This window comes from Streptococcus suis, assembly GCF_024509555.1.
GTDB lineage: Bacteria > Bacillota > Bacilli > Lactobacillales > Streptococcaceae > Streptococcus > Streptococcus suis_AD.
The window spans coordinates 34,704-52,512 of record NZ_JAMWEL010000014.1; the positions used below are offsets into that span (position 1 = coordinate 34,704).

At 40.0% G+C, this 17,809-nt stretch carries 16 protein-coding genes and 1 other RNA gene; 3 read left to right on the forward strand and 14 right to left on the reverse strand.

Annotation, left to right across the window (positions count from 1 at the left end):
- Positions 1 to 649: 649 nt before the first annotated feature.
- From rpsR to NF418_RS07135, 9 genes are all read right to left on the reverse strand, one after another.
- Positions 650 to 889: a 30S ribosomal protein S18 gene (gene rpsR, locus NF418_RS07095; protein WP_002939250.1), complete on the reverse strand. Its 240-nt coding sequence runs from the start codon at positions 887 to 889 to the stop codon at positions 650 to 652.
- 31 nt (positions 890 to 920) lie between these two features.
- Positions 921 to 1,415, reverse strand: a complete 495-nt coding sequence (locus NF418_RS07100; RefSeq protein WP_105125175.1) for a single-stranded DNA-binding protein — start codon at positions 1,413 to 1,415, stop codon at positions 921 to 923.
- 11 nt (positions 1,416 to 1,426) lie between these two features.
- The gene (gene rpsF, locus NF418_RS07105; protein WP_002942403.1) at positions 1,427 to 1,717 is read right to left on the reverse strand and encodes a 30S ribosomal protein S6; all 291 of its coding nucleotides are present in this window, start codon (positions 1,715 to 1,717) and stop codon (positions 1,427 to 1,429) included.
- 171 nt (positions 1,718 to 1,888) lie between these two features.
- Positions 1,889 to 2,878, reverse strand: coding sequence for a lipoate--protein ligase (locus NF418_RS07110; protein ID WP_256779007.1), 990 nt, complete (start codon positions 2,876 to 2,878; stop codon positions 1,889 to 1,891).
- 129 nt (positions 2,879 to 3,007) lie between these two features.
- Entirely contained in the window at positions 3,008 to 4,459 is a 1,452-nt protein-coding gene (locus NF418_RS10700; protein WP_256779008.1) for a cell division site-positioning protein MapZ family protein, read from the reverse strand.
- A 13-nt stretch (positions 4,460 to 4,472) separates the two neighbouring features.
- On the reverse strand, positions 4,473 to 5,630 hold the full coding sequence (locus NF418_RS07120) for a THUMP domain-containing class I SAM-dependent RNA methyltransferase (RefSeq protein ID WP_256779009.1): 1,158 nt from the start codon (positions 5,628 to 5,630) through the stop codon (positions 4,473 to 4,475).
- Between the two features lie 52 nt (positions 5,631 to 5,682).
- Positions 5,683 to 6,047: RNase P RNA component class B (gene rnpB / locus NF418_RS07125), an RNA gene on the reverse strand.
- A 19-nt stretch (positions 6,048 to 6,066) separates the two neighbouring features.
- Positions 6,067 to 6,396: a cell division regulator GpsB gene (gene gpsB, locus NF418_RS07130; RefSeq protein ID WP_256779010.1), complete on the reverse strand. Its 330-nt coding sequence runs from the start codon at positions 6,394 to 6,396 to the stop codon at positions 6,067 to 6,069.
- A 70-nt stretch (positions 6,397 to 6,466) separates the two neighbouring features.
- Complete coding sequence (locus NF418_RS07135; protein ID WP_256779011.1) at positions 6,467 to 7,006, reverse strand: DUF1273 domain-containing protein; 540 nt, start codon at positions 7,004 to 7,006, stop codon at positions 6,467 to 6,469.
- 65 nt (positions 7,007 to 7,071) lie between these two features.
- Between NF418_RS07135 and recU the strand changes: the two genes are divergently transcribed.
- The 3 genes from recU to rsmG all read left to right on the forward strand — a co-directional run bounded on the left by recU (position 7,072) and on the right by rsmG (position 10,733).
- Positions 7,072 to 7,686: a Holliday junction resolvase RecU gene (gene recU / locus NF418_RS07140; protein ID WP_256779012.1), complete on the forward strand. Its 615-nt coding sequence runs from the start codon at positions 7,072 to 7,074 to the stop codon at positions 7,684 to 7,686.
- Positions 7,667 to 9,883, forward strand: a complete 2,217-nt coding sequence (gene pbp1a / locus NF418_RS07145) for a penicillin-binding protein PBP1A (protein ID WP_306172687.1) — start codon at positions 7,667 to 7,669, stop codon at positions 9,881 to 9,883. Before recU ends, pbp1a begins: the two co-directional genes overlap by 20 nt.
- A 136-nt stretch (positions 9,884 to 10,019) precedes the next feature.
- The gene (rsmG, locus tag NF418_RS07150; protein ID WP_256779013.1) at positions 10,020 to 10,733 is read left to right on the forward strand and encodes a 16S rRNA (guanine(527)-N(7))-methyltransferase RsmG; all 714 of its coding nucleotides are present in this window, start codon (positions 10,020 to 10,022) and stop codon (positions 10,731 to 10,733) included.
- Between the two features lie 28 nt (positions 10,734 to 10,761).
- On the opposite strand, the gene NF418_RS07155 is transcribed toward rsmG, so the two are convergent.
- The 5 genes from NF418_RS07155 to trhO form a co-directional block, all read right to left on the reverse strand.
- Positions 10,762 to 11,595 (reverse strand): energy-coupling factor transporter transmembrane component T family protein, encoded by an 834-nt coding sequence (locus NF418_RS07155; RefSeq protein ID WP_256779014.1) that lies wholly within the window; start codon positions 11,593 to 11,595, stop codon positions 10,762 to 10,764.
- Positions 11,592 to 13,265 carry an ABC transporter ATP-binding protein gene (locus NF418_RS07160; RefSeq protein ID WP_256779015.1) on the reverse strand — a complete coding sequence of 558 codons (1,674 nt, stop codon included), beginning with the start codon at positions 13,263 to 13,265 and terminating at the stop codon, positions 11,592 to 11,594. The genes NF418_RS07155 and NF418_RS07160 overlap by 4 nt, the downstream gene beginning before the upstream one ends.
- Before the next feature lie 110 nt (positions 13,266 to 13,375).
- Positions 13,376 to 14,698, reverse strand: a complete 1,323-nt coding sequence (locus NF418_RS07165; protein WP_256779016.1) for an McrC family protein — start codon at positions 14,696 to 14,698, stop codon at positions 13,376 to 13,378.
- Positions 14,682 to 16,607, reverse strand: a complete 1,926-nt coding sequence (locus NF418_RS07170) for an McrB family protein (RefSeq protein WP_256779017.1) — start codon at positions 16,605 to 16,607, stop codon at positions 14,682 to 14,684. Before NF418_RS07170 ends, NF418_RS07165 begins: the two co-directional genes overlap by 17 nt.
- Positions 16,608 to 16,693: 86 nt before the next feature.
- Positions 16,694 to 17,674: an oxygen-dependent tRNA uridine(34) hydroxylase TrhO gene (trhO, locus tag NF418_RS07175; RefSeq protein WP_256779018.1), complete on the reverse strand. Its 981-nt coding sequence runs from the start codon at positions 17,672 to 17,674 to the stop codon at positions 16,694 to 16,696.
- Positions 17,675 to 17,809 lie beyond the last annotated feature (135 nt).

The following is a 17,809-nucleotide window of genomic DNA, read 5'->3' on the forward strand; positions in this document are numbered from 1 at the left end:
ATGAACACTTAGACTCCTTGTTACACATTTACATTTGCAGGTATGTAAGATACTATAGAATAAAAAGTAAGTCAGTTTGCTGTTACATTTTCATATTTCTGACCTACAAGCTCAAAAAAGTTCAGTTTAGATTAATAATCGATTTTATATTTTCATGCTCGTGAAAAACAGCCCATTCTGTCATTGCGCTTTTCACATTTCTAGAGTGCAAGAAAAAATCGCCACAACGGGCGATTCGACTTTCCAGTTTCTAGGGCGCAAGCCAAAAAGATCCGTCTTGGTCATATTTTCCCTTTCGTACTTTCGAGCTCATTAAAAAATGACCCACTCTCGCCGTTGCGCCATTCCAGTTTCTAGGGCACAAGCTAAAAAGACCCGTCAGGGTCTAAATTCGCCTTCTAATTTCCGAGCTCATGAAAAAACAGTCCATTCTGTCATTGCACTTTGCACATTTCTAGAGCGCAAGAAAAAATGACCCGTTGGGGTCTCAATTCGCCTTCTATTTTCCGAGCTCATGAAAAAACAGTCCATTCAAGGACTTAATTCGCCTTCTAATTTCCGAGCTCATGAAAAAATGACCCGTTGGGGTCTTGATTCGCATTCTAATTTCCGAGCTCATGAAAAAACAGTCCATTCAAGGACTGTTTTTTTAATCTTCGTTTACGAATGGTAGCAATGCCATTACGCGAGCACGTTTGATAGCTGTTGTTACTTTACGTTGGTTTTTAGCTGAAGTTCCAGTTACACGGCGTGGAAGGATTTTTCCACGTTCAGAAATGAAACGGCTAAGAAGCTCAGTATCTTTGTAATCAACATATTCAATTTTGTTAGCTGCGATATAGTCAACTTTTTTACGGCGTTTGAAACCGCCACGACGTTGTTGAGCCATGTGTGTTCTCCTTTATATTATTATTTCAGACCTAGAATGGTAGGTCATCGTCTGATATATCCATTGGATTACTAGCTCCAAATGGACTTTCTTCTCTAGCGAAATTAGGTGTAGATTGTGCAGGTGCTTGATAAGGTGAGTTATAGTCATTCCCAGCGGCAAATGAATTACCAGCTGAATAAGCACCACCTTGACCTTCACGAGCAGTACGGCTTTCCAAGAGTTGGAAACTATCCGCAAGCACCTCAGTCACGTAGACACGTTGTCCCTGTTGGTTATCATAGCTACGAGTCTGAATACGACCAGTAACACCAATCAGAGCACCTTTCTTAGCCCAATTCGCCAAATTCTCAGCTTGTTGACGCCAAATGACTACGTTGATAAAATCCGTTTCACGCTCACCGTTTTGATTTTTAAAATTGCGGTTAACTGCCAGAGTAAAAGTCGCAACAGCCTGGTTAGACGGAGTATAACGAAGTTCTGCATCACGGGTCATACGACCAACCAATACTACATTATTTATCATAATCTACCTTCTTACGCGTCAAGTTTGACAATCATGTGACGAAGAATGTCGCCGTTGATTTTTGACAAACGGTCAAACTCTTTAAGAGCTTCATCGTTGTTAGCTTCAACGTTAACGATGTGGTACAAACCTTCGCGGAAATCTTTGATTTCGTATGCAAGGCGACGTTTTTCCCATGCTTTTGATTCAACGATTGTTGCACCGTTGTCAGTCAAGATAGAGTCAAAGCGTGCTACCAAAGCGTTTTTAGCTTCTTCTTCAATGTTTGGACGAATAATATAAAGAATTTCGTATTTAGCCATTGATATGTTCCTCCTTTTGGTCTAATGACTCATGGTCTAGCCACGAGTAAGTGAGGGATACTCACAGAAAATAATTATACCATAATATAGAAAATGTGCAAGTGAAAAGGGCTTACTGAAAACAATTTCACGAAAGAAAAGACTATCCAAATGCCTGGATAGTCTGATAGATTATGCCACAATGGCTTTTGCTACTTCTTCTGTTGTCATGCGAGAGAAATAGTGAGCGGTGTCGATTTCTTGCAATTTTGCAAGCACATCTGCATACTCGTAACGAGTACCGACCAACAAGTCTTCGATGTCCGATACATCACCAATTCCGAAGAAATCTCCGTAAATCTTGATAGATTCGATGACTGATTTTTCAGCCTTGATGTAGGTTGTGATTTTACCTGCTGGGTAACGAACGCTGCGCTCCACAGTGTATTCTGGTGTTTGACCGTAGGTCCAATCCCAAGTCGCAAACTGGCTGTCACGGATTTCTTGGATACGAGCCAAATCATCTTCTGACAAGACATACTCATCCATGTCTGGGTATTCTTGCTTCATTTGGTTGAGGATGGCATCCTTAAACTCCAAAACAGTCATTTTCTTTGGCAATTCGTTGTTGATATTGGTCACGCGGGCACGAACGGACTTGACACCTTTGGACTCAATCTTGTCCTTGCTGACCTTGAGGGCACTTGCGAGGACAGACATATCCACATCAAAGAGCAAGCATCCGTGGTGCATCATACGGCCTTTGGCATAGGCTTGCGCATTACCACAGATTTTCTTGCCGTCGATTTCCAGGTCATTACGACCTGTGAAATTCGCTTCAACACCCAGTGTTGCAAGGGTATCAATCACAGGTTTAGAGAAGGTTTTAAAGTCAAAAGCTCCCTCGTCTGCCTTATTTGAAATAATGGTGTAGTTGAGGTTGTTGAGATCATGGTAAACAGCACCACCACCTGACAGACGGCGAACGACATGGATGCCCTTTTCATCTGTGAATTCCTTGTTGATTTCTTGAATCGCATTCTGGTGCTTACCGATAATAATGGCAGGTTCATTGATCCAGAGAATAAAAATTTCGTCAATATCTGTTAATTCCTTGAAGGCATAGGCTTCGAGGGCAATGTTATAAGCTGGGTCATTGCTGTTGTTTACGATGTATTTCATGCGAAACTCCTTTATTGTTAACTAATTTTTATTATAGTGGAAACGATAACAAAAGGCAAGCATTGAACTCTTGCTTGCCTCGATTCACATTTTATATTCACTAGAATTACAACTTAACTAAGACCAGTCTTAATAATCTAATGCGTCAGCATTGCCTCTTGCATTTCCAACAAAATAACCGGTCTTACAGTTAATTGAAAATAGATAAGTACCGTCTGGTTTAAACATGTTGTAGTATCCATTTCCGTTAATAATATTCACTTTTTCAAGAATATACTGATTACCTGTGATATAGCCACGTTGCTGAGAAATGGCTACAATATTTTCCAAAATGCCTGGATTAAATGTCCATGACGGGTTGTTGACATCATTGATAAGATCTTGATTGTAAGGAACTCGACTTAATTCACGTTGTAGAACTACTCCTGCTGGGATTGGGATTCCAAACTGAGTAGCTGCATTTTGAATTCCTCCACTTGATACTGCTGGGGTTGTTTCTGAGGTTGCAACAGTAGCAGATGAGGCTGGCGTCGATTGAGCTGGAGTTGCTGGGGTTACAGATGAAGCAACAGTGGTCGCATTTTCTTGTTGGGACCGCCCAAAATTAACGACAGATGCAATCACACTGTCTACCGAACTCATACCTGATGTAGTGGCTACTAAATTCGCAGTAGCTTTTGCAGTAGCAGTTGTATCAATCTCCCCATTTACCAGGACTGGCTTATCAAATTGATTGTTCAATTCTGTCACAGCGGCGATTGCCTTTTCAAGCTGGTCATATTTCTCTTTTGCAGTTTTATAAGCGTCTGAATTTTTATCCAAAGCATCTAGAAGTTTTTTCAACTCTTCTAACTTACCAAACTCCGAATTTTTTAACTTAGTAGCACTTTCATCCGTGAAGAATGTTTTATATAACTCATCAAATGCTGCAACTTTAGCATCAGTAGCGGTTGAAGAGGTAGAGGTACTGGATTGGCTAGTAGATTCCTGTGTTGTCGCAGATGAACTAGATGTTCCTTGGCTACCTTGATTCAATTGATTCATCCATAAAAAAGCAGATACGATTGAAAGACCAAACAAGGCACCAATAGCTGACCACACAATAATTTTTTTCTTACGTTCTTTCTTCTCTTCCTCAGCTTGTCCCCAGTCATCTTCATAGGATTCTTCATCCGGATTTGAGCTCGGTAAGGTGAGTACGTCCTCATTTTTCGATGCAGGAACAACAATAACTGTCTCATCTAAAGATTCTTTAGCATCTAGAGACTTAGGCTCCTGAACTGGTTTTACCAGAATCTCCTCAATGTTCTTTGTCTCCTCATTCAAACTCTTATCGTCCAAATGAGTATCAAAATGTACTAAGGGAGCTACCACCTTTTTCGTTTCAAATTTTTCAGCTTCAATTTCATCACGATGCTGTTTGATATACTTATCCAGTATACTATCAGTATCAATTACGCCAGATTTGATTTCTTTATGCTTGCGCAGAGCTTCTTCAACAGTCAACTCCTTAGCTTTTTCAAAGTCTAATACTGGTTCTCCATTAATAGAAAGCCCTTTTTGTTTCTGTTCTTCGTTCACAATAATCTCCGTTCTATTCTGCTATCATACGTTTTACACGTTGACCAAAAAATTGATACAAATCAACTTTTAAGGTACCATTATATAATTTTCTCTTCTTATCAGCCTGCTTGCCAAAACGCTTCTCGAATTGTTCATCACTGGTCAAAATAAACTTAGACCAGGTTTCTAATGGTTCAAAGGTCTGCCCCATTTCACGATAAAGCGTGATAATAGCATCATCATCCAATAGACGCTCACCATAAGGTGGGTTAGAAATAATAACGCCATTAATTTTATCCGTTCGTAAATCCTGAACCCGCATCTGTTTGAATACAATATCTTGGTCAACACCAGCCGCAAATGCATTTTTCTTAGCGATTTCAATCATACGAGTATCAATGTCTGAACCTGCAATATCCAATACCACATCAGTTTTTATCGCTACTTGAGCTTCTTTTCGTAAATCCGCGACCAACTGATTATCAACCCAAGGCCATTCTTCGAAGGCGAAATCACGTTTCAAGCCTGGAGCGATATTTTTTGCCAACATAGCTGCCTCAATACAGAAGGTTCCTGAGCCACAGGTTGGATCAATCAAGGGCTTATCCGGATACCAGTTAGACAGTTGTAAAATGGCAGCTGCCATATTTTCTTTAATCGGGGCGCCACCTTTTTCAACACGGTAACCTCGCTTAAACAAACTAGATCCAGTCGTATCTATCATAACTGTTGCAAGATCTTTTAAAATTGATACTTCAATTTTGAACTCCGCACCAACTTCCTGTAAGGGGACACCTTCAGGGCGAGAAAAGTATTTTTGTAATTTCTTTACAACTGCTTTCTTGGAAATTGCTTGAACACTTGGTTCGTTATGCAACTTGGATTTAACACATTTGGCCTTAGAAATAGGAAACTTACAACCTAAGGGAAGGTAATTTTCCCAATCTAAACCAAATACCCCTTGAAATAGTTCTTCAAAGGTTCTTGCTGGAAACTGTCCAACAATAATTTTTATGCGATCAGCTGAACGAAGCCACAAATTGGTTTCAACTATTGATCTCACATCCCCTTGAAACCGAACGCGTCCATTTTCAACCTGGCACTCATAACCAAGATTACGAATTTCACGACCAACAACCGCTTCTAAACCAGCAGCCGCTGTCGCAATTAATTCAAATTGTTTTTTCATCTTTTTCCTCTATAATAAAAGCTAGCAAAGCTAGCTACCTATTTATGCAATTTTCTATAAGCCATGTTTTGTTCCAGTGGTACTAGGTCCTACCACCTTCGATAATCATCTGTCTACTGCCTAAACAGTCAGGATTTCCGTTCGTTTCCGTCCATCCCATGCCCCGACCAAAGTTTGGGTTGCTAGCTTGAGGGGTTTACCGCGTTCCATTTTTTACGTTTCCATAAAAACTTCGTCACTGTGGCACTTTCAGGTCTACTTTGACATATCAAAAGACTTAGCCATTTTAACCGCCGTAACGCCATACGACGTCCCTAGGCTTATGAATTCGCCTAGCACAAACACTACTGGCATCACAGCCAGTGCTAGCATGGACTTTCCTCATGGTAGAGACCTACCACGCGATTATCCAAAAATTGCACAATTAATACAAACTCTATTCTTGGACGATTTGTTTTCCAAAAACTTCTTTTTCCAAGCGATTGAGACGGCGAAGAATGTCAAAGTTTGTTGCCGAGGCAGGTCTCTCTGCTTGAAGAAAATCGTTAGCTGGCTCAGTTGAAGTTGCTGCTTTAGGAGAATTAGCTACCTGGGCTTTCAACCGTGCAATCTCTCCCTTTAATTCCTTGATGATTGCTTCATAAGCATCATAATCTTTCATGATTTCATCAAGAAAATCATTTACCTCGTTTTTATCATATCCTCGAAATTCTGTTTTAAAATCTTTTTCTAAAATATCTTTAGTTGTAAAAATAATACTGGCCATTTCTCTCTCCCTATTCTAAAACATCACTAGACCTATTATATTAAAAAAAATAGGCAAAAATCAAGTCATATCACTCAAAATTCGAAAAATTTTCAGCCATCTCATTCAAGTCATCAAAGGTAAGCGTTTTTATATTATATTCTTCTTGCATTACCATTAGATGATAGAGAAATTTCAGGTTTGTTTCATTTTCACTATCATAGAAAATATAGGCTCCATCCGTATGATCCACTAAAAATTGATTGTATTCTTTAAATTGACCTGGATTCGTATAACTAGGGAAAGCATACTTCACAAAATCCACTTGCTTAAACTTAGAAAGCCTTTCTTGATTAGCCTCGCTCCAATTTTGCCCGTGATTCTCAAAGGCAAAAATAGTGGCAATCTTACACTCATAACCTTCTTCTATCAATTCTTTTAGAACTTCTAAAACCCAGAACTCAAAACCTAAGTTTCCAGAAAATATACACCATTCCACCCCTTCTTCTAAGAATTTAACCAAATCAGCCCGGATAACCTTTTTAATAATTGCAAGACGAGGGTCCTTATCTGTAAAAATTCCTAGATCTGTATGCTTATAACCCGCTATTAAAAGGCTTTTAGTGTGCATTTCTTGTACTCTTTTCTCTAATTATGGTATAATATGCTGATATTATTTTATCAAGAAGGACTTCTATGGTCAATTATCCCCATCAGATAAGAAAAAAAAACAATAGAACAAACTCTGTTTCTCCACATGTTAATTTTGCCAACCGTGGTATGTCTTTTGAAATGGCAATCAACGATAGTAATCTCTACTATTTGACGCATGGTAAAGCAGTCATACATAAAAAACCAACCCCCGTTCAAATTGTCAGAGTTGATTATCCTAAACGTAGCCGTGCCAAAATTACTGAAGCCTACTTCAGACAAGCATCCACAACCGATTATTCTGGCGTATTCAAGGGACATTATATTGACTTTGAAGCAAAAGAAACCAGGCAAAAAACTTCTATGCCGATGAAAAATTTTCATGCTCATCAGGTCGAACACATGAGACAGGTTATAGAACATGGGGGAATCTGTTTTGTCCTTCTTCACTTTTCAACATTGAAAGAAACATTTTTATTGCCTGCTATTCATTTAATTTCTTTTTACCAAGTAGACCAAGGCAGCAAGTCTATGCCTCTGAACTATATAAAAGAAAATGGATTTGCATTAAAAATGGGAGGTTTTCCTAGCCTCCCCTATCTGGAAATAGTTGAAAATAAATTATTAGGTGGTGACTCTTTTGAAAACTACAAACATTAAAAAGACGCTGATTGTTATAGGCAATATCTTTTTATCTATGGCTATCTTAGGCATCTTAGCTGGAGCAGCAGTAACATTCTACTGGATTTCTACTGCACCAAAATTGACCGAAGAAACATTGACTGCTACTGTTTCTAGTAAAATTTATGATAAAAACGGGGCTTTGATTGCTGACTTAGGAGCTGAAAAACGTTCTAGTGTCGAAACAGGTGAAATTCCAACCGACTTGGTTAATGCGATTGTTGCTATTGAGGACCAGCGTTATTTTAATCACAGGGGTGTTGATGTAATCCGAATCGCAAGTTCTCTTGTAAATAACATTACCGGCGGAAGACTACAAGGTGGGTCTACATTAGATCAACAATTAATCAAATTGACCTACTTCTCTACATCTGTAGAAGACCAAAATATTAAACGTAAAATCCAAGAGGCTTGGTTAGCTGTACAACTTGAAAGACAGAATTCAAAACAACAAATTCTAACCTATTATGTGAATAAGGTCTATATGTCCAATGGTAACTACGGAATGCAGACTGCAGCCCTCTCATTTTTCGGCAAAGACTTAAAAGATTTGACCTTGCCGCAGCTTGCCTTATTGGCAGGTATGCCACAAGCACCTAACCAATATGACCCTTATACAAACCCTGAAGCTGCCAAAACTCGTCGTGACCTTGTTCTGGGCGAAATGCTTGAAGAAAAGTACATTGACAATACCCAGTACGAGCAAGCAATTGTAACACCTGTTACCGATGGACTTCAACCACTGACCAACGAAGCTGCCTACCCAGCCTATATGGATAACTATTTGAAGCAAGTTATTGAAGAAGTTCAAGCTAAAACAGGCTATAATCTTCTAACCACTGGTATGGAAATCTACACGAACGTAGATCCTGCTGCACAGCAACAACTTTGGAATATTTACAATACTGACATGTATGTCAACTATCCTGATGACTTAATGCAAGTTGCTTCTACTGTCATTGATGTTACAACTGGTAAAGTCGTTGCCCAACTTGGTTCGCGTAATCAACAAAGTAATAGTTCCTTTGGTACCAACCAAGCGGTTGAGACGAACCGTGATTTTGGTTCAACTATGAAACCAATTACAGACTACGCTCCTGCAATTGAAAATGGTATCTATAATTCAACTGCAGATGTTATCTTAGATGCACCTTACAATTATCCTGGAACGACAACTCCTGTCTACAACTGGGATCGACAATACTTTGGAAATGTTTCCATAAAGACAGCGATTCAATATTCGCGTAACGTTACTGCTGTAAAAGCTTTGGAAGCTACTGGTTTGGAAAATAGTTTGAAATTCTTGAATAGCCTAGGAATTGATTACCCATCACTTCATTATTCAAATGCTATTTCAAGTAATACCTCTGAATCAGATAGACAATACGGTGCAAGTAGCGAAAAAATGGCTGCAGCCTATGCTGCTTTTGCCAATGGTGGAATCTACTATAAACCGCAATATGTTAACAAGATAATCTTCAGCGATGGCAGTGTCCAGGAATATCAACCAGAAGGACACCAAGCCATGACAGAAGAAACCGCCTTCCTCATGACCGATATGCTTAAATCTGTTATGACATATAGTTATGGTTTGAATGCCTCCGTCTCTGGAGTCCCAATGGCTGGTAAAACGGGTACCTCAAACTATTCAGATGAAGAAATGCAAGCCGTTCTTACAAAAATGCCAGAAGCATACAACAGCTTTTTAGTTGTTCCAGATGAAAACTTTGTCGGTTATTCAAGTCAATATGCTATGGCAGTTTGGACTGGCTACACCAATCGTCAGACTCCTATTTTGGATAGTGGATTAAGCGTGGCCTCTGATGTCTATCGAAATATGATGACCTTCATGCACTCTGATTACACCGCAACTGACTGGACTATGCCGAGCGGTCTAGCACGAAATGGCTCAACTTACTATGTACGTGGTAGAAGTTCAAACTATAATTATAATTACAACAATTACAATAACAACAGTAATAATAATTTCGAACAGAGTACATCAACTTCCTCTAGTAGTTCTGTCATTACAGAATCAACTACTCAGCAAGAAAGCTCGACAGTCATTAGTTCTAACACTGTTGAAACTGAGACGACTAGTGTACCAACCATTACCGAAAATTCTACTACTGAGACAAATGCTACTGAGAACACTAATAGGTCTGATGGCCAATAGTCTTCAATAAATAACAACAAAAGCCCCCACACCCTATTATTCAGATCTTGAATAATAGGGTGTGGGGGCTTTCTATTACACGAGTGCAGTTTCATCTGCAATTTGATTTTCTATCAATTTATGATATGATAAAGCTATGAAACCTGAAGTATTTTATAAGACCTTGGCGGACCAAGGCATCCAGCTTACTGACACACAGAAACAACAATTCCATCGCTATTTTCAACTATTAGTGGAATGGAATGAGAAGATCAATTTGACAGCAATAACTGAAGAAGAGGAAGTCTATCTCAAGCATTTTTATGATTCAATAGCTCCAATTCTACAAGGACACATCCAGAATGATTCCCTCCGCCTACTAGACATCGGAGCTGGTGCCGGTTTTCCAAGTTTGCCTATGAAAATCATTTATCCTCAATTAGATGTGACCATCATCGACTCCCTCAACAAACGGATTAATTTTTTGCATCTATTGGCTGAGGAATTGGGTTTGGAGAATGTTCATTTCTATCATGGGCGGGCTGAAGATTTTGCCCAAGACAAACAATTTCGTGCCCAATTCGACCTTGTCACCGCTCGGGCAGTTGCACGTATGCAAATCTTATCAGAGCTAACCATTCCGTATTTAAAACTAAATGGCAAACTCATTGCCCTCAAAGCCTCTAGCGCTGAGGACGAATTGGCTCAAGCTAAGAACGCCCTGACTCTCCTTTTTGGTAAGGTCATTGAAAACGTTGACTATCAATTGCCAAACGGCGATCCACGCACACTAACCATTGTGGAAAAGAAAAAGGAAACTCCCAATAAGTTTCCACGGAAGGCTGGTATGCCAAATAAACGACCACTGTAAAAGGAGTTTCAGGCGAAACTCCTTTTCTCTATCTCCACGGGTTGTAAAAACGTCCACCATTCACAAATAAAAGTCCGATTGTAGTGAGAATTAGCATAAAAATAAGGGCTAGAACCAGATAATCAATACTTTGCAAGGCTTGGTAGCTATACCAGGTTCTTTTTTTATTTTTCCCGAAACGTCGCAATTCCATAGCTGTTGAAATGGTATCAATTCGCTCTAAGGAACCAAAAATCAAAGGGATAACCAGAGCTAGATTGCCCTTAATCCGCTCCATTAGCTTGCCCTTCTTAGATAACTCCAAACCACGCGCTTCCTGGGACATCCGAATAGTATAAAACTCCTCCTGAATATCTGGGATATAACGCATAGTCAAACTAACCGCATAGGCTACCTTATAAGATACCCCAATCTGATTTAAGCTTGATGCAAATTGACTCGGATGGGTTGTCATCAAAAAGACAAGAGCCAGAGGCACTGTACAAAAATACTTCAAGAGCAGGTTCAATAGATAAAAGACCTGTTGGCTGGTCAAGGAATAGGAACCAAAAACAGAAAGGATAACCGTTTCAGCCCCATAGAGCTCTACTCCGTACCTTGGTGCAAACAGATGAACCATCAAGGCATTTAAGAAGGCAAAAATAATTGTAAACAGCAGAACAAGGGACACATCCTTATAGCGAATACCGGATAGTTTGAATAAGGCCAGCGAAAATAGTGCAATAAAGGCAATCAAACGAGTATCGTAAGTTACCATAGCAAGAATTGTCACAATCAGGAAAAACAAGAGCTTGGTAACAGCAGACAAATCGTAAATAATGCCTCTTCCTTTATGGTAACCAATTAAATGTTGTTGGCTCATGCCTCTCTCCTTTCTTCCTGCATGTAGAACATAGTCAATTCCAGTGGATTTACTGCCAAGCGTTCTGCCAAGTGGAATATAGATGTTTCCTTCAAATTGGCTTCTTCAATGACCTTACTATCTGACAAGATTTCTGCTGGACTAGCATCTTCGATAATCCGTCCATCCACCACAACAATAGCCCTATCTGAATAATCCAACATCAACTGCATATCGTGGGTAATCATCACAATGGTGTGTCCTTGAGCATTAAGTTGATCCAAGAAATCCATCATCTCCTGGTAATGACGTTGGTCCTGACCAGCCGTTGGTTCATCCAAAAGAATAATCTCTGGATGAAGCACCAAGATAGAGGCAATAGTCACCCTCTTCTTCTGACCATAGGATAAGGCTGAAATTGGCCATTTACGGTACTGATACAAACCACAAACTTCTAAAATCTTGAAGACCCTAGCCTCAATCTCTTCTTCCGCCACTCCCCTCATTCGTAAACCAAGGGCTACCTCATCAAAAATCATGGTCTGACTGATCATCTGATTAGGGTTCTGAAGGACGTAGCCAATCCGCTCCGCTCTCTCCTTGACAGAATCATCCTTAATGGATTTACCCTGCCACAATATCTCCCCATCAGGTTGAATAAAGGCACACAAGGCCTTAGCTAAGGTTGATTTCCCAGCCCCATTTTTTCCGACGATGGCCAAGCGTTCCCCCTTATAGATGTTTAAATCTATGCCTGAGAGAATGGTTTTATCAGAGTAAGCGAATTGTAAATTGCGAGCTTCCAACAAGACTTCCTTTTCCACTTCTGTCAAGTTGACACTTGGGAGTTGGCCCATTTCTAATGAACCTAGTTCAAGTTCCCAGACTGAAGAGAGGTTATCAGATCTTTCAATTGGATAACCTAAGCCTCGTAAGGTAGAAATATAGAGAGGCTCTCGAATACCATTTTCTCTTAATAAACTTGTCTGCAAGAGCTGATCTGGATGACCATTGAACAAAATACGCCCTTCGTTTATCAGCACAATTCTGTCTACATGTCGGTAAAGGACATCTTCCAAGCGGTGTTCAATGATGATGGTCGTCGTTCCTTCTTGCTCATGCAAACGATCAATCAAGTCAATGGTATCCTGTCCAGATTTGGGATCTAAATTGGCCAGAGGTTCATCGAATAACAAAATAGGACTTTCATCAATCAAGACCCCTGCTAGGCTGACCCGTTGCTTCTGACCTCCCGAAAGATCCTGGGGACGATGGTTGAGCAATTCATTTAGTTCCAAGCGTTCTGCCCAGTCATGAACTCGTTCTTTCATGGTCGCCAAGGTTTCCATGTCATTTTCCAGTGCAAATGCCATATCTTCAGCAACAGAAAGCCCAATAAACTGACCATCCGTATCCTGCAAGACAGTGCTGACCAAGAGAGATTTTTGGTAAATGGACTGGTCGAAAGCAGACTGCCCCATCAGTTCGAAATCTCCAGAATGGGTTCCCTTATGGATATTTGGAATAATCCCGTTTAAGACTTGACCAAGAGTGGACTTGCCCGATCCAGACGGTCCAATAATGAGAACCTTTTCCCCCTCGAAAATGGTCAAATCAATCTCATGTAAGGTCGCTTCCGTCTGCGCATTGTATTTAAAAGAAAAATTCTTGAATTCGATGACTTTTTTCATATTCCTATTATATCAGAATCCAGCATGAAAAAAAGGAAGAATTCTCCCTTTCTCTCAATCCATGAGCTATGACGAAGAATGAGAAAGATCATCAATAAGCTCTTCACCTCTCACTCAGTTTTTTCTACAAAAGATTTCAAAAAAGCATGCTCATTGGCCTCTATCTGCTGGCAAAAATCCACAAAGGAAGCTGCTTCTTGTGGAATGACCAAGCCTACTTTTTCAACCACAACTGGCTTGCTTCGTTTCTGACCGATACCTTCTAACAATTCATACCGCTTATTCTCTTCATTTTTTCCAGCATAAGGAAAGAGATAAAAGCCTTGTTTAGCATTAAATCGATACATATAGGCAACTAACTGCAGGTAGTCCGCTCCATTAATATTTTCGAGCGGTTTATACTTAGCATCCGCAACAATTGACCGATCTGATACAGAAACAAAATCTGGATATATCCGGCCATTCCCTCTTTGAAACATGGAAAAACTGCCACTCTTCGCCTTATTTCGCGGATGATGAAACTCTTCCCCCAACAGTTGCGCCAGGTATTCTTCCCAGAGCCAGGCCACATCAAATAGAATGCCATGGATCTTCTGTTCACTTTGACCAATACCATGCATTTGACCTCTTAAAATCATGAGACAGAGTTTCTGTAAGGATCTGTATTCATGAAAATATGCATGACGAACCGGTGTAAGCTGGTTTTGGTAGATTGTGTAGCTCCTGTCAGAAAACTGGTAACTTGGTGTTGCTCGAATGACTGCCTCAACATTCTCTCTATCTTTTGATTGAAATAATTCAAATGAACGTGATAGCGGATGAGACTTGATAAACTCAATGGTAAGCCGTATCAATTGCATCAGATTATTATCAAAAGAAAACTCTCTGGTGTTGTAGGCAATCCTGCCCTCAAACGGTATACTATTCTTCAGTTGACGGGCGACGTCCAAGGCACCTTTCATGTTCGCATCATGATATTGAAATCGACGGTACTCTTTATAGAGGCCTTTTTTCATGGCCGCTTGAAGAAATGAGGGAAACAGGTAAATGTAAAGCTGATAAAATTGTTGCTCAAGCGAAAGTGAGGTTTCCAAGTTGGTCACATTCAGGTGGAGAACTTTTTGCAACATATAATGTAAAAAATAATCTTCAGTATCATTTTGAGCAAAGCGAGAATGAATCGTCACTCTTTCTGGACCACATCCAATAAATCCAATGACATTCCCAGTTCGCAAAGTATCATCAACCGTCTCAAATACTTTATCGGATTTTTCAAGATCCGAAATTTCTTGCCAGCTAGTTGGAAATAAGAACAGGCCGTGTTCTTTTGATAAAGAATCCAAACTTCTATCTACCAACTGTTCTGTCAATTGGGGGTACTTATCTTTAAAGGTGGTTTTAGAAATTCCTCGTTGGTTATCCGTTATCCACATAACCTGTATCCTCTAGTTTATCAAAAGCAGCTTTCAACCCTTCTAACACTTCTGCTTCTTGGTAGCTACCACGCAGGTATTCCTCCAATAAAGGCTGTATATAATCCTTCCAAAACAGGTCATAATCATAGTCTAGTTGAGGTAAAACTAAAAAGTATGATGGTCCGATATGGTAATTTCGGTTGAGATCCGCCACATTTTCAATAGCATTATTCAAATTTGTCAAACGGTGGCTAGCTTCCCTAATCTCACTAGCATCCAACCGATTCTCCCACATACCTAAACTTTCTGCAGCGGTTATTTCCACAAAGCGAAAACGTCGACGCATGGCGAAATCAAAACTATCCACCGAACGGTCAATATCATTCATGGTACCAATGATATAGACATTTTCCGGAATATAGAACTTTTCTTCCCCTTCATACATGTTGGCATACTGAGTGGAAATTTCTCCCTTCTTGCCACGATAGCCTGGGTCAATGGCATAAAATAATTCACCAAAAATCTTGGAAATCTCCCCACGGTTGATTTCATCGATGATAAAGACGAATTTTTTGTCAGATTGAATATCTTCAGGCGCTTGATAGGGTTTTAGACCGAATTTCTCTTCCAGATGCTTCAGAATGGCTCTTCTATAATTATCAAATCCACCTTGTGGGACACCAGATTGCCCTTTATACAGTTTGTAACATTGAGCTTTATTATAAAAATTACTGGATGTGCCTTTCTCGGTGACTCCAGACATGCCCCCTCTTTCATAAGCGACTAAATTCATCGGTTTGCCTGTCAGTGTTTTCATCTTATAGCCATCGGGCTCATCAGAAACAGCCTCCCAAAACGTTTCCCAAGCCTCGTCAAAATTGTCCTGTCCTCCTGATTTTGAAGATTTAATAGCTTTTTGACAAAACTCTTTGAAAATTCCAGGTTTAATGTCAAACTTGATTTCTCCAGAATCATCTTTTACCGGCCGCAAACCTTCTACAAAATCGGTGTAATCATAGGAAGGATGAAATTGAACAAAGCCAATCTGTTCTGGATTCCCACCCGTTAACTCCTCTGCAATCTGTTTTGCTAAATAGGTCTTCCCAGTACCAGGTGCCCCACGGAGGATGAGGTTGTGGGAGGTTAATAGGGTAGTAATCAAGGTTCCGTCCATATCTTTCCTTTTTCTTTGACTTAGAAACTGCAGGTATTCTTTTGCAAAGACAGAGACTTCAAAATTGGCGAATTCTGCATTCTTGGTGTTTTGTAAATTCCTCTTCCTTACTGCTTCACTGATTGCTTTCTTATGCCTTTGGCAAACGGTCGCAATTTGTTCATGTACCTTGAGAAAAGAGCTAGCAGAAAGAGAAAATAAATTTTCTGGGAAGGAGTGGAGGAGTGAGATTTCTTCTTCAGAAAGACTTTCGATTTCGAGCAATAATTCTTTTATTGGAGAAATCCGAATCGTTGCATTTTGGTAATTCTCTCCCTTTAACCATAAAATTTTAGAATCAACCGATCGCCAGCCTGACCTTCCACTCCTTGCTTTTTCCTTGTTTATCCATTCTTTGAACGCTTGTTCATGGATATCAGCCAAACTAGACCTGCTTGCCTTGATTCCCTCATACGATTTGCGGATAAAAGGCAAGACTGTTTCCAGATTATCTTCTGATTCTATATAATACTCCGCATCAAGTGACCATCCACTTTTTTTAGATACCAGACGAAAAACTTTTGTATCCTCCTTGGATAAGAAGCGGGATAATACAGCTATTTTCACTCGATTTTTTTGAAAATGAATTTCAATAAAATTTTGTAACTTACCTTTTTCATTTCGTACTCGAAACGCCAGATAGGCCGTTGTTGAATGCTCTTTTGCGTCCGGAAATGCTTCTCTAATCTTAGTCAATACAAGTTCTTTGTCCATCTCTTTTTCCTTTCATCTATCTTTCGTACAAAAAAAGTTCCTACTATGTCATTATATCATAGTAGGAACTTCTTATCTATTACATATTATACCAATACTGGTAACTCTTCACCAATCGCTTCTAGGCGTTCTGCCCATTCTTGACGGGTCAAGCCGTTTTCAGTGATGTAACGGTTGCGCTCGTGGGCACGGCATTCAGCTGAGCAACCACGAACATACTTGTGTTCGTTTTCTTCTGACATGAGGGTACGGCGGTTACAGAATGGGTTGCCACAGTTGACATAGCGTTCACATGGTGTACCATCGAACCAGTCCTTACCAACAACAACTGGGTCTACATGGTTGACATCAACTGCTATACGCTCGTCAAAGACGTACATCTTACCATCCCAGAGTTCGCCACGGACTTCTGGGTCTTTACCATAGGTTGCAATACCACCGTGGAGCTGACCTACATCCTTGTAGCCTTCACGAACCATCCAGCCTGAGAATTTCTCACAGCGAACACCACCAGTACAGTAAACCACCACGCGCTTGTCCATGAATTTTTCTTTGTTGTCACGAACCCATTGTGGCAATTCACGGAAGTTGCGGATATCTGGGCGAATTGCACCACGGAAGTGACCTAGGTCGTACTCGTAGTCGTTACGGGTATCCAAAACAACTGTATCTTCATCCAAGAGAGCTTCTTTGAACTCTTTTGGTGACAAGTAAGCACCTGTCGTCACAAGTGGGTCAATGTCACTGTCGAAGTCGTTGTCTTCTAGACCAAGGTGAACAATTTCTTTTTTGTAACGAACATGCATTTTCTTGAAAGCTTGCTCATTTTCTTCATCAATCTTAAACCACAAATCACTGAACAATGGGTTAGCATGAACATAGTCCATGTATTTTTGAGTTGTTTCGTAGTCACCAGAAACAGTACCATTGATACCTTCATCAGCAATCAAGATACGGCCTTTGAGTCCGATAGACTTACAGAAAGCCAAGTGCTCAGCAGCATATTCTTTGGCATTTTCAATGGGAACATACTTGTAGTATAACAATACGCGAATGTCTTTTGACATGATTTCTCCTTCTCAATCTTTGCAATAGATGATAGAACTCTGTCATTTCTAATAAAAGAGTCATTATAAATTATATCGCTTGCATCTGCAAAAAACAAAAATCTGAACCGGAAATTTGAGTGTCCTTATGGAAGA

Coding starts and splice junctions, on each gene's coding strand:
- rpsR (WP_002939250.1), bottom strand. CDS start 889: ATGGCTCAACAACGTCGTGGCGGTTTCAAACGCCGTAAAAAAGTTGAC.
- NF418_RS07100 (WP_105125175.1), bottom strand. CDS start 1,415: ATGATAAATAATGTAGTATTGGTTGGTCGTATGACCCGTGATGCAGAA.
- rpsF (WP_002942403.1), bottom strand. CDS start 1,717: ATGGCTAAATACGAAATTCTTTATATTATTCGTCCAAACATTGAAGAA.
- NF418_RS07110 (WP_256779007.1), bottom strand. CDS start 2,878: ATGAAATACATCGTAAACAACAGCAATGACCCAGCTTATAACATTGCC.
- NF418_RS07120 (WP_256779009.1), bottom strand. CDS start 5,630: ATGAAAAAACAATTTGAATTAATTGCGACAGCGGCTGCTGGTTTAGAA.
- gpsB (WP_256779010.1), bottom strand. CDS start 6,396: ATGGCCAGTATTATTTTTACAACTAAAGATATTTTAGAAAAAGATTTT.
- NF418_RS07135 (WP_256779011.1), bottom strand. CDS start 7,006: ATGCACACTAAAAGCCTTTTAATAGCGGGTTATAAGCATACAGATCTA.
- recU (WP_256779012.1), top strand. CDS start 7,072: ATGGTCAATTATCCCCATCAGATAAGAAAAAAAAACAATAGAACAAAC.
- rsmG (WP_256779013.1), top strand. CDS start 10,020: ATGAAACCTGAAGTATTTTATAAGACCTTGGCGGACCAAGGCATCCAG.
- NF418_RS07155 (WP_256779014.1), bottom strand. CDS start 11,595: ATGAGCCAACAACATTTAATTGGTTACCATAAAGGAAGAGGCATTATT.
- NF418_RS07160 (WP_256779015.1), bottom strand. CDS start 13,265: ATGAAAAAAGTCATCGAATTCAAGAATTTTTCTTTTAAATACAATGCG.
- NF418_RS07165 (WP_256779016.1), bottom strand. CDS start 14,698: ATGTGGATAACGGATAACCAACGAGGAATTTCTAAAACCACCTTTAAA.
- NF418_RS07170 (WP_256779017.1), bottom strand. CDS start 16,607: ATGGACAAAGAACTTGTATTGACTAAGATTAGAGAAGCATTTCCGGAC.
- trhO (WP_256779018.1), bottom strand. CDS start 17,674: ATGTCAAAAGACATTCGCGTATTGTTATACTACAAGTATGTTCCCATT.